Raw genomic sequence first — 12,400 nt, forward strand, 5'->3', positions numbered from 1 at the left:
GGATGAAACAATGATTCAAATCAGAATGCTGAATACAAGTAAGGGTCCAGCAGTTCATGGTCTGCGGGGCCAATCAGATAAAGATGAATACCACAAGCGGATGAAACAGGTTTTAGAACAGGAAGATAATATAGATTTAAAACAACAGATAGCAGAAGATATAGTTGTGGAAGATGGAGAAGTTAAAGGGGTTGTAACTAAAACTGGAGTCTTCTTCCCCGGCAAAAAGGTTATTCTGACAACCGGTACTTTTTTAAAAGGAAGAATAATAATTGGTGAGGCTAAATTTAATGCCGGACCTAATCAGCAGTATCCTGCAAATAAACTTTCCGGAAGCCTAAAAGAACTGGGGATCAATCTGCGCCGTTTTAAAACTGGGACTCCACCTCGAGTCAGCAAAAAATCAATGGATTTTTCAAAAATGGAGCCCCAGCCGGGAGAAGAAGGTTTGAGTTTTTCTTTTGAATCTGAGCCTTTAACCGGTGAGCAGGCAATGTGTTATTTGACCTATACTTCGGAAGAAACCCACAGAATTATTAATGATAATAAAATGAGAACCCCTTTATTCAGTGGTGTTATTGATGGTGTTGGACCGCGTTACTGTCCTTCGATCGAGGACAAAGTAGTTCGTTTTCCTGATAAAGGAAGGCATCAGCTATTTATTGAGCCGGAGGGTTTGGGGACTGATGAGTATTATGTTTCCGGGCTTTCTACCAGCTTGCCCTATGACGTACAGATTGAAATGGCAAGAACTGTACCTGGTTTAGAAAATGTGGAGATAATGAGACCCGGTTATGCAATTGAGTATGACTGTGTGGATCCGGAAGAATTAAAACTTGATTTAGAATTAAAAAAAGTAAAGGGTTTATATACAGCCGGTCAGATTAATGGTAGTTCTGGTTATGAAGAGGCAGCCGGTCAGGGATTAATTGCCGGTATTAATGCTGCTTTGAGTCTGCAGGATAAGGAGCCGGTGATTTTAAAACGCTCTCAGGCCTATATAGGTGTTTTAATTGATGATCTGGTGACCAAAGGAACACCTGAGCCTTATAGAATTATGACATCTCGAGCAGAATACAGGCTGCTGCTGCGTCAGGATAACGCCGATCAGCGTTTAACTCCTCTGGGAAGAGAAATTGGTCTGGTCAGTGATCAGAGATATGAGAATTATCAAAAAAAAATGAAGGGCGTAAAAAAGGCTCTTAGATTTTTAAGAGCAGATGAAAACCAGGTTAATCCGACTAAAGAAGTTAGAGCCAGACTGGAAGAGCTTGGGAGTGGAAACTTAAGTAAACCAGTAAGTCTTGAAAAACTTCTGCGCCGGCCTGAAATTTCTTATTCAGATCTGAAGTTTTTTGCTGAAGATCTGCCGGAGATCAAAAAGGATGTTCAGGAACAGGTAGAAATTCAGGTTAAATATAAAGGTTATATCGAACGCCAGGAAGCTCAGGTAGAGCAGTTTAGAAAAATGGAAGAGAAAAAAATTCCTGAAGAACTGGATTATAATCAGCTTGATAATCTGCGCCTGGAGGCTAGAGAGAAACTTAATAAGATTAGACCACTTTCTATCGGTCAGGCGTCAAGGATTTCAGGTGTTTCTCCAGCAGATATTTCTGCTTTAATGATTTATTTAGAGCAGTATAATAGAACTAAAAAGGATGATCAGAATGGAGAAAAATAAAAAGGAATTTATAAAAAAATTAAGAAATGGAATAGAAGAGTTAAATATTTCCTACAGCAGCGAGCAGCTTGATCAGCTGTGGGAATACTATCTTTTCTTTATTGAGGAAAATAAGAAATATAATTTAAGCACAATTACAGAAGCAGATGCTGTTATCAAAAAACATTTTTTAGATTCGCTGGTAATATTAAAACAGCTTAATTTAGAAGGACGTAAGAGATGGCTTGATATTGGGAGTGGAGCCGGTTTTCCAGGTATGGTCTTAAAATTATTTTTACCTGGAGACAGCTTTTATTTGCTCGATTCTTCAGCAAAAAAGGTTAATTTCTTAAATCAGCTGAGTTATAAACTAGGACTTAAGGGCATTGACGCTACCCACGGCAGAGCTGAGGATCTGGCACAAATTGGTGAATGGAGGTCTTCTTTTGATTATGTCTGTTCAAGGGCAGTTGCTTCTTTAAATATTTTGCTGGAATATTCAGTTCCCTTTTTAAAAATAGGTGGTTTGGCTTATCTTTATAAAGGACCGGAATATGAAGAGGAAATTGAAGCAGCTCAGGCTGCTTTAAAAACACTTGGAGCTGAGGTTAAAGAAATAATAGAGCTTGATGTGCCGGGTTTAGAAGCTGAGAGATACTTAATTGTCATTAAAAAAATTTCTCAAACCCCAGAAAAATATCCTCGTCGGGCTGGAATTCCAAAAAAACGCCCCCTCTAAGTTATTTCCCGGGAAATAGTTTTGGAATTGACTTAATTCTGGCTAAATTAAATATTTATAAAGGAGATTTAAGTAATTTAGAGAAATATATTTTTATGTGGGGGTAATTATGAATGAAAATTCCTTTCTTTAATCAGGAAGACCAAAAAAACAGGGATCAGATTGTAGAAATTAAAGTAGAAGAAATCAAAGTTAATCCTTTTCAACCGCGGCAGGAGTTTAATCAGACTGAAATTAAAGAGCTTGCAGATTCAATTAAGAATTTCGGCTTAATCCAGGCAATTACAGTTAGAAAAAAAGAAAATGAATATGAACTAATTGCTGGAGAGAGAAGGTTGAGAGCTGCCCGATTATTAAATAAGGAAGTTATTCCGGCTGTGGTTAAGGATTTTAATGACCAGCAGATGGCAGAAATAGCTCTGATTGAAAATCTGCAGCGGAAAGATTTAAATTTTTTAGAAGAAGCCAAGGCCTATCAGCGATTATTGGATGAATTTGATTTAACTCAAAAAGAGCTGGCGGCAAGAGTTTCTAAAAGCCAGTCGACTATAGCCAACAAATTGCGTTTGTTAAATCTGTCAGAGCAGATTCGAGAAAAAATTCTGGCAGCTGATTTAAGTGAGAGACACGGGAGATCTCTTCTGCAGCTGGACAGTCCGGCAGAACAGCTGGCAGTGGTTGAAGAAATAAGTAAAAAAGGGCTTAATGTTAGAGAGACTGAAAAACTGATCAAGAAAAGAAAGCAGCCGGCTGCAAAGAGAAAAAAGATAAAACATATTTCTGATGATCTTCGTCTTTTTGCTAATTCTCTCGAAAAAAGAATTTCAGAGATTAAGGATTCAGGGATAAATGTTGAATTTGAGCGCAGTGATGATCAGGATACTATCGAATATTATATCAAACTTTCAAAATAATAATTTATAGATTTAAATAATGTTCACAAAGAGGTGAAATAATGGCTAAAAAAATTGCAATTGTCAATCAAAAAGGTGGGGTTGGCAAGAGCACAACAGCAGTTAACTTAAGTGCTGGCCTGGCAGAAAAAAATAATAAAGTTTTACTGATTGATATTGATCCTCAGGGGAATGCAAGCAGTGGTCTGGGTATTGAAAAATCTGAGGTTGAATATACAATCTATGATTTATTAATTGAATCTGAGCCCCCAGCGAAGGCTATTTTGCAGAGTGAAAGCAAAAATCTGGACATCATTCCTGCCAATATTGAGCTGGCAGGGGCTGAAATAGAGCTTGTTTCTATTATCTCCAGGGAGAGCAGATTAAAAAAATCATTAAAAAATCTTGACCGTGATTATGATTATATAATTATTGATTGTCCTCCTTCTTTAGGACTTTTAACTTTAAATGCTCTGACCGCAGCCGACAGTGTTATGGTTCCTATTCAGTGCGAATATTATGCCCTGGAGGGGCTGGGGCAGCTGATGAATACTATTGAGCTGGTCAGAAAAAATTTGAATTCAGATTTAAGAATCGAAGGTGTTTTAATGACCATGTATGATGCCAGAACCAATCTTTCTGAACAGGTAATTGATGAGGTTAAAGATTATTTTTCTCAACTTGTTTTTGAGACGATAATTCCTCGCAATGTTCGTTTAAGTGAGGCTCCAAGTTTTGGTAAGCCAATATTAGACTACAGCTCCTCCTCCAAAGGAGCGGAAGCATACAGAAAATTAGCAGAGGAAGTGATCTCTCTTGAGTAAAAAAAGACTTGGTAAAGGCTTAAGTGCTTTAATAAATAATGAAGAAAATGTTGATCAAAACAGGGTTGAAGAAGTTTTTGTTGATCAAATCGAAGCAAATCCATTTCAGCCGCGGAGTACATTTGATGAGGATGCTTTAAATGAACTGGCAAATTCAATACGAGAAAAGGGTGTTATTCAGCCAATTACTGTCCGCAAGATTAAAGCAGAAAAGTATCAGATTGTAGCAGGAGAAAGGCGCTGGCGGGCATCAAAACTTGTTGGTTTAAACAAAATCCCGGCAGTAATTAGAAATTTTGACGATCAGGAAATGCTGGAAATAGCTCTAATTGAAAATATACAGCGGGAAGATTTAAACCCGGTGGAAGAAGCAAAAGCTTATAAGGAAATGCTCGATAATTTTGAAATCACTCAGGCCGAGCTGGCCAAACAGGTAGGTAAAAGTCGCTCTAATGTTTCAAATATGGTTAGATTATTAAAATTAGCTGAAAAAGTCAAAAACCACCTTGAGCGGGGGACAATTACCATCGGTCATGCGCGAGCATTACTATCCCTGGATAAGGAAGCCGCTCAGGTTGCAGCCTGCGAAAATATTATAATTCAGGATTTGACTGTCAGGGAGACAGAAAAGTATGTGGAGAAACTTAAAAACCCCTTAAAAGATAAGGAAAAGAAAAAAGAAAAAGAAGAACTGCCTCAGGCCTGGCAGCAGGCAGCAGCAGAATTAGAAAAGAAATTAGGGACAAAAGTTAAGATTAAACAGCGCAAGAAAAACAATCTGCTGACTATTGAGCTTGATAGTGTAGATAGATTAAATGAACTTGTTAAAAAACTTTAATAGTGTTTCATGTGAAACAAATATATATAGAAGAGAGTAGATAGGTGATATAATGATAGGAACTATAGTTAATGTAGCATCAGTGCTAACCGGAAGCACAGTCGGAGTTCTTTTCCGGGGTAAATTTCCTGAAAAAGTACAGACAACTGTAATTCATGGAATTAGTCTGGCTGTAATTTTAATTGGGATGAAGATGGCTTTTAGTATCGAAAAAGATCCGGATATTCTACTGGTTATTTTTAGTCTGGTGATTGGAGCAGTAATTGGGGAGCTTCTGCAGCTTGAGAAAAGGTTAAATGATTTTGGTGAAGGTTTAAAAGAAAAGTTTGGGGGAGAAGATGATCTTTTTGTTCAGGGCTTTGTTCAGGCCAGCTTAATCTACTGTGTAGGGGCAATGGCTATTATGGGCTCGATTCAGGATGGGCTTAATGGAGATCCCAGCATTTTATTCACCAAATCACTGCTGGACGGCATAACTTCGATTGCTTTTGCAGCCAGCACAGGGATTGGAGTTGCTTTTTCAGTAATTCCGATACTGCTTTACCAGGGGAGCATTACTTTAGCGGCTGGTTGGGCTGCTGTATATCTGACCGAAGATATGATTAGAATAATGACAGCCAGCGGAGGCCTTTTAATTACAGCGATTGGTTTAAATATGCTGGGAGTCAGTAAAATTAAAGCTGGTAATCTTCTGCCCGCACTGCTTGTAGCTGTAGTACTGACAGCATTTGTATTTTAATTTTGCAATATTTAAAAAAATAATATATAATTGTAACATAGAATTTAATAAACGGGTGAAGGCTGGATGAGAGACCCTAGATGGCGCCGAAGGAGCAAGGGAGACCGAAACTCTCAGGCAAAAAGAATTCAGCTGGACGTAACTCTGGACATAGCAAATTATTAATGAACAGGGAGTCGGATTTCTTTCCGGCTTCCTGTTTTCTTTTTATCAAAATTTAAAGGAGGTCAAATAAATGAAAAAAACTCCACTCAATCAGGTACATAAGAATATGGGAGCAAAAATGACTGATTTTGGCGGCTGGGAAATGCCGGTAGAATATACCGGTATTATTGAAGAACATAAGGCTGTCAGAAATAAATGCGGTCTTTTTGACGTCTCTCATATGGGAGAAATTCTTGTCAGTGGTAAAAATGCTAAAAAATCGCTGCAGAAAATCATTGCAAATGATTTAAATAAGTTGGAAAAAGGTAAAATTATTTATACGCCAATCTGTAAAGAAGATGGGGGAATTATTGACGATCTGCTTGTTTACTCTCTGCAGGATGATCAGTTTTTACTGGTTGTAAATGCCTCTAATATTGAAAAAGATTATAACTGGATAAAAGAACACCTGCTTGAAGATACGACTGCTGAAAATTTATCAGCTAACTATGCGATGGTGGCACTACAGGGACCAAACTCTAAAAAAATATTGACTCAATTAACAGATATTGATTTAAACAGCCTCAGTTATTACAGGTTTAGAGAAGCGAAAGTCGCCGGTGTTAATATGATAGTTTCACGGACTGGCTATACAGGTGAATTAGGTTATGAACTTTATTTTGAGCCTGAAGAAGCTGAAAAAATGTGGAATGAGTTAATGGAAGCAGGTTCAGATTTTGGCCTGCAGGCCTGTGGTCTCGGCGCTAGAGATACTCTGAGGCTTGAAAAAATATATGCTCTCTATGGTAATGATATAGATGAAAGCACCAACCCTTTTGAGGCTGGATTAGGCTGGACAGTTGAACTCGACAAAGGAGATTTTATTGGTAGAAAGAAATTAATAGATATAAAGGAAAACTGCTGTCAGAGAAAACTAACACCATTTGTAATCAGGGGTAGAGGTATGGCTCGTCACGGTTATGAAGTCTATGCTGGAGAAGAAAAGATTGGTGAAGTAACCAGCGGCAGTTATTCTCCTACATTAGAAGAAGGAATAGGCCTGGCTTACCTAAAAAGCGAACATACGGAAGTAGGTAGTGAGATTGAGATCAAAGTGAGAAATAGAAAAATCAAGGCTGAGGTAGTAAAAGGTCCTTTTGTCTAGTTTAGGATCTTTAAAAATAATTAAGAGTAATTAGTTGCTGCATTAAAAATTATAAGGAGGAATAAAAATGAGTGTAAAAGAAGATTTATATTATTCAGAGGATCATGAGTGGGTTAGAGAAGAAGAAGACTATCTTGTAATTGGTGTTACTGATTTTGCTCAGGAAGAGCTGGGAGACATCGTTTTTGTTGAATTACCAGAAGTTGATGAAGAGTTTGATAAAGATGATAGTTTTGGAGTTTTAGAGTCAGTTAAAGCTGTTTCTGACACCTTTATCCCTGTTAGTGGTAGAGTTATCGAAGTTAATGAAGACTTACTTGACAATCCTGAATTGATAAATGATGACCCTTATGGTGAAGGCTGGTTAATTAAGGTTGATCCGGCTGATGATTCTGAGCTGGATGAACTTTTATCTGCAGAGGAGTATGCTGAATTCATAGAGGAGGAATAAGCATGGATTATATTTCCAATACAGCAGCAGAAAAAAATAAAATGCTGAAGGAGATTGGAATTAAAGAGATTAAAGATCTTTTTCAGATGATACCAGAAGCAGTATCAGCAGATGATGAATTAAATATTGAGTCAGGAATTTCCGAAATGGAATTGATGAGAAAGGCTCAGGCACAGGCAGCTAAGAACAAAAGCCTTGATCAACAGATTTCTTTCCTGGGAGCAGGGGCCTATGATCATTATGTTCCCGGTATAATAGATGCTTTAATTTCTCGTTCGGAATTTTATACGGCCTATACCCCTTATCAGGCTGAATTGAGCCAGGGGACTCTGGAGGCAATTTACGAATACCAGAGTATGATCTGTGATCTAACAGGGATGGGTATTGCTAACGCCTCAATGCTGGATGGCGGCTCAGCAGCTGCAGAAGCGGTTACGATGGCTGCGAGAATCACCAGAAATTCCAGGGTGATCCTGCCTGACACAATTAATCCTGCTTATAGAGAAGTTATCAAAACTTATGGAGCCGGAGTAGATCTTGATTTTGTTGATTTAGAAACAGAGGATCAGTTTATTGACCCGACTCAGCTTAAAGAAAATCTTGATGATCAGACTGCAGTTGTAGTTCTGCAGTATCCAAATTTCTATGGCTCTATAGAAAAGATGGAAGAAATTTCAAAAATGATTAAAAACAACAAAAAAACTTTACTGCTGGTAATCGCCAATCCAGTCTTACTTGGAGTTTTAAAAGCACCTGCTGATTTTGGTGCTGACATTGTAGTTGGAGAAGCACAAAACCTCGGCAGTGGCCTCAATTATGGAGGACCATACCTTGGTTTTATGGCCTGTAAAGATGATAGGAGGATGCTCAGACAGCTTCCGGGTAGAATAGTTGGAAAAACAACTGATGTTGACGGAAAAGAAGGTTTTGTGCTAACTCTGCAGACCAGGGAACAGCATATTCGCCGAGAAAAGGCAACTTCCAATATCTGTACAAATGAGGCCCTAAACGCTTTAATGGCTACAATTTATCTCTCCACAATGGGTAAAGCAGGTCTAAAAGAAGTTGGAGAGCAGTCCTATCATAAAGCTCATTACTTAGCTGATAAACTTGATCAGCTGGTCGGTTATCAGGTTTTAAATAAAGAAAATTTCTTCAATGAATTTGTTTTAAAAACTGAAAAGGACAGTACAGAATTGATTAAGGAACTTTTAGCTGCTGATATAATTGCCGGTTATGATTTAAAAGAGGCGGGCAGTGAAGGAATTCTGGTCTGTGTAACTGAAAAAAGAAGCAAAGCAGAAATGGATAAATTAGTAGAAAAACTGGAGGTGCTTTAAGTGGAGGAAAAATTAATAAAAGATTACAGCAGTCCTGGACGCAGAGGTTATTCTCTACCTCCGCTTGAGGTGGGAAAAAGCGATATAAACGAAAATTTAGCTGGTTATTTAAGAGAAGAGATTGAACTGCCGGAAGTTAGTGAAGTTGATGTAGTTCGTCATTATACGGCATTAAGCGAAATGAATTATGGGGTTGACTCCGGAATTTATCCACTTGGTTCCTGTACTATGAAATATAATCCTAAAAGAAATGAAAGAGTGGCCAGAATTTCTGGCCTGAGCAATATTCATCCCTATCAGCCGATAGAACAGCTGCAGGGCTCATTGGAAATACTATATCAGTTGAAGTTAGATCTGGCAGAAATAAGTGCTATGGATGAAATCACACTTCAGCCTGCCTCAGGGGCACACGGCGAATTTACTTCTCTTTTGATAGTTAAAAAATATTTTGAAGATCGTGAAGAAAATAGAACAAAAGTAATTGTACCGGATTCAGCTCATGGAACCAATCCTGCCAGTGCAGCAATGGCTGGTTTTGATGTGGTTGAAATTGCTTCTAACGAAAGAGGTATGGTTGATCTGGACGCCCTGGCAGAAGCGCTCGATGAAAATACTGCTGCTCTAATGCTGACTAATCCCAATACTCTTGGTATTTTTGAAGAGGATATTTTAAAAATAACTGAAATGGTTCATGAAGTCGGAGGCCTTGTATATTATGATGGCGCTAATATGAATGCTATCATGGGTTATGCTAAACCCGGGCTGATGGATTTTGATTTAATGCACTTTAATCTGCATAAGACATTTTCAACTCCTCACGGTGGAGGTGGACCTGGTTCTGGCCCGGTTGGGGTAAAGGACTTTTTGGCTCCATATCTGCCTAAACCAGTTTTGAAAAAGGATCAAGAAAAATATTTCTGGGATTATCAGCGGCCAAAATCAATTGGAAAAGTTCACAGTTTTTATGGAAATTATGGTGTAATGCTCAGAGCCTGGGCCTATATTAAAACTGTAGGTGGCAAAGGACTTAAAGAGACAACAGAAAATGCTGTTTTAAATGCTAACTATTTAAAAGCGAGACTTAAAAAGGACTTTGAACTTCCCTATGCTGAAGAAAGCCTGCATGAGTTTGTCCTCTCCGGCAGCCGGCAGAAGGAGGAAGGGGCATCAACCCTTAATATAGCAAAAAGATTATTAGATTATGATCAGTATGCACCAACAATTTATTTCCCGCTGGTAGTTAAAGAGGCTATGATGATTGAGCCGACAGAGACTGAAAATATAGGAACTCTGGATCATTTTGTGGAAACTATGCTGACTATTTCCCGGGAAATAAAAGAAGATCCAGAACTGGTTATAAATGCACCCCATACAACAACTGTTAGAAAGCTTGATGAAACAGCAGCTGCTAGAAATCCTGATTTGCACTGGTAAATGATGCTGGTTTGATACTTAAAAGAACTTTAGCTAAACAAAAAATAATAGCTAAAAAATTAATATCTGCAGATGGCCCACTTAGGGCCATTTTTGCAGTTTTAGGTAACTGTGTGATATAATATTAAATTGAAGTTAATTAAAAGTAGGTGGATAAAATGAGAGAAGAAACATATAAAAATCAGCTGGAAGATGAGAACAAAAAACTTTATCAGGAATGTGTCAATTTAATGGAAAAAGGGCGCCGAAAAAAAGCTAAAAAAAAGCTTGATCATTTTTTAAAGGAAAAGCCAAATTTTGTGCCTGCTCTGAACAAAAAGGCCGTTATTCACATCTATAATAAAGAATTTAATCAGGCTCAGTCACTGCTCAATCAAATACTGCAGCAGGATCCAGATTTTGCTCCTGCTATAACTAACCTCGGCAGTATAGCCAGAGAGATGGGTAATTCAAAGAGAGCCAAAGAACTTTATCAGAAGGCAATTAAGTTAGATGAAGAATATGGACCTGCCTATAATAATTTGGGTGTGATTTATCGGGAAGAGGGAAATTATTCGGAATCTATTAAATATCTTAAAAAAGCCAGAAAAAAGGGAAGCTTTAGTTATGATATCAATGCAGATAAGCCGTTTTATAAAGATCCTGGCTGTCTTTTTGTTATTTTCTTAGTGGCAGCTTTGATTTTAATTCTTTATTTACTTTTAAGTTAGATTTTTAATCATAGGAGCGAAAATAATAGAAAATAGAGGAGGTCTTTAAATGCCGGAAGACTATTCAGTAGGTGACAGGGTAGAATTTAAAAAAACACATCCCTGTGGAGGTAAGACCTGGGAAATTTTGAGGGTCGGCATGGATTTTAAAGCAAAATGTGAGACCTGTGAGCGAGTAATTATGTTACCAAGAAATAAATTCGAAAAAAGTGTTAAGAAAAAACTTTAATTATTTAGGAAGGAAGATTTTTTAATGAAAATAGGAATTGTTGGACTGCCAAATGTAGGTAAATCGACTCTTTTTAATGCTCTGACAGAAGCAGGGGCTGATGCGGCAAATTATCCTTTTTGTACTATAGATCCTAATGTGGGAGTTGTACCGGTACCTGATGAGCGCCTGGACTGGCTGGCAGATAAATATCAGCCAGAAAAGAAAACACCTACAGTGATTGAATTTGTAGATATAGCTGGACTTGTAGAGGGAGCCAGCCGGGGTGAAGGTCTGGGTAATAAATTTTTAGCTCACATCAGAGAAGTAGATGCGATTGCTCAGGTGGTTCGCTGTTTTGACGATGAAAATATAACCCATGTTGACGGTAAAATATCTCCAGATAGAGATATTGATATTATCAATACAGAATTAATGATGGCTGACCTGGCTCAGGTAGAAAAAAGACTCGAAAAATCTAAAAAGCAGGCTAAAAGTGGAGATAAAATATATCTCAAAGAAGTTGAATCTCTGGAGAAGATTTCAGATGCTCTGGAAGAGGGAAAAAACATCCGGCAGCTTGAACTTTCCGAAACCGGAGAGCGGCTGGTTAAAGAACTGCAGCTTTTAAGTGCGAAGCCAATTATTTATCTGGCTAATGTTAATGAAGATGATATTAATACCGGTCAGAATCAGCTTGTAAAAGAGGTAAGAGAACATGCTGAGCGTGATGGTGCCAAGGTAGTTGAAATTAGTGCTAAGATTGAAGCTGATATTGCTGAGCTGGACGAAGATGAAAAAGAGATGTTTTTGGATGAGCTCGGCCTTAATGATTCTGGTCTGGATCGAGTAATCAAAGCAGGTTATGAATTATTAAATTTACTTACTTTTTTAACTGCAGGTGAAAAAGAGTGCAGGGCCTGGACAGTAGAGAGGGGATCCACAGCACCTCAGGCAGCTGGTAGAATTCACAGTGATATGGAAAAAGGATTTATCAGAGCTGAAATTGTAAGTTTCGAAGATTTAAAGAGAGTTGGCTCAATGGCTGATGCCAGAGAAGAAGGTCTTCTACGCCTGGAAGGTAAAGATTATATAATGCAGGATGGAGATGTTTGTCACTTTAGGTTTAATGTCTGATCTTATTTGAGTTATAATTTGCACACAATCTCCATTGACGGCTTCAATAGATAGTTGATTATTAATTATTTGAACTCCCTTCGGTCAAACAGCAAATAATTTTAACATAATCAGCTAT

13 protein-coding genes and 1 riboswitch are annotated in these 12,400 nt (G+C 38.0%); all 13 genes read left to right on the top strand.

Translation table 11 applies throughout. The features are described 5' to 3' along the window. The coding region (gene mnmG / locus CI949_RS10870; RefSeq protein ID WP_290766313.1) for a tRNA uridine-5-carboxymethylaminomethyl(34) synthesis enzyme MnmG at positions 1-1,681 on the top strand (1,681 nt) is incomplete at its 5' end. Next, positions 1,668-2,399, top strand: coding sequence for a 16S rRNA (guanine(527)-N(7))-methyltransferase RsmG (gene rsmG / locus CI949_RS10875; protein ID WP_290766316.1), 732 nt, complete (start codon positions 1,668-1,670; stop codon positions 2,397-2,399). The genes mnmG and rsmG, both read left to right, overlap by 14 nt. Positions 2,400-2,512: 113 nt before the next feature. Then, positions 2,513-3,313, top strand: a complete 801-nt coding sequence (gene noc, locus CI949_RS10880; RefSeq protein ID WP_290766319.1) for a nucleoid occlusion protein — start codon at positions 2,513-2,515, stop codon at positions 3,311-3,313. 41 nt (positions 3,314-3,354) lie between these two features. Further along, positions 3,355-4,116: a ParA family protein gene (locus CI949_RS10885; RefSeq protein WP_108140918.1), complete on the top strand. Its 762-nt coding sequence runs from the start codon at positions 3,355-3,357 to the stop codon at positions 4,114-4,116. Further along, entirely contained in the window at positions 4,109-4,954 is an 846-nt protein-coding gene (locus CI949_RS10890; RefSeq protein WP_108140920.1) for a ParB/RepB/Spo0J family partition protein, read from the top strand. The genes CI949_RS10885 and CI949_RS10890 overlap by 8 nt, the downstream gene beginning before the upstream one ends. 52 nt (positions 4,955-5,006) lie before the next feature. Next, on the top strand, positions 5,007-5,693 hold the full coding sequence (locus CI949_RS10895; protein ID WP_108140922.1) for a DUF554 domain-containing protein: 687 nt from the start codon (positions 5,007-5,009) through the stop codon (positions 5,691-5,693). A gap of 55 nt (positions 5,694-5,748) precedes the next feature. Continuing rightward, a riboswitch (glycine riboswitch) is annotated at positions 5,749-5,832 on the top strand. Positions 5,833-5,928: 96 nt separating this feature from the next. Continuing rightward, positions 5,929-7,002 carry a glycine cleavage system aminomethyltransferase GcvT gene (gene gcvT / locus CI949_RS10900; RefSeq protein ID WP_133530194.1) on the top strand — a complete coding sequence of 358 codons (1,074 nt, stop codon included), beginning with the start codon at positions 5,929-5,931 and terminating at the stop codon, positions 7,000-7,002. Between the two features lie 67 nt (positions 7,003-7,069). Further along, positions 7,070-7,453, top strand: a complete 384-nt coding sequence (gcvH, locus tag CI949_RS10905) for a glycine cleavage system protein GcvH (RefSeq protein ID WP_133530193.1) — start codon at positions 7,070-7,072, stop codon at positions 7,451-7,453. Between the two features lie 2 nt (positions 7,454-7,455). Beyond that, positions 7,456-8,793 carry an aminomethyl-transferring glycine dehydrogenase subunit GcvPA gene (gene gcvPA, locus CI949_RS10910; protein WP_290766327.1) on the top strand — a complete coding sequence of 446 codons (1,338 nt, stop codon included), beginning with the start codon at positions 7,456-7,458 and terminating at the stop codon, positions 8,791-8,793. Beyond that, the gene (gene gcvPB / locus CI949_RS10915; RefSeq protein ID WP_108140930.1) at positions 8,794-10,227 is read left to right on the top strand and encodes an aminomethyl-transferring glycine dehydrogenase subunit GcvPB; all 1,434 of its coding nucleotides are present in this window, start codon (positions 8,794-8,796) and stop codon (positions 10,225-10,227) included. Positions 10,228-10,385: 158 nt separating this feature from the next. Then, positions 10,386-10,937, top strand: coding sequence for a tetratricopeptide repeat protein (locus tag CI949_RS10920; protein ID WP_108140932.1), 552 nt, complete (start codon positions 10,386-10,388; stop codon positions 10,935-10,937). 49 nt (positions 10,938-10,986) lie between these two features. Next, entirely contained in the window at positions 10,987-11,166 is a 180-nt protein-coding gene (locus CI949_RS10925; RefSeq protein ID WP_108140934.1) for a DUF951 domain-containing protein, read from the top strand. A 24-nt stretch (positions 11,167-11,190) separates the two neighbouring features. Next, positions 11,191-12,282 carry a redox-regulated ATPase YchF gene (gene ychF, locus CI949_RS10930; protein WP_108140936.1) on the top strand — a complete coding sequence of 364 codons (1,092 nt, stop codon included), beginning with the start codon at positions 11,191-11,193 and terminating at the stop codon, positions 12,280-12,282. The last annotated feature ends 118 nt before the right edge of the window (positions 12,283-12,400 follow it).

The sequence above is a fragment of the Halanaerobium sp. genome (genome assembly GCF_003070835.1).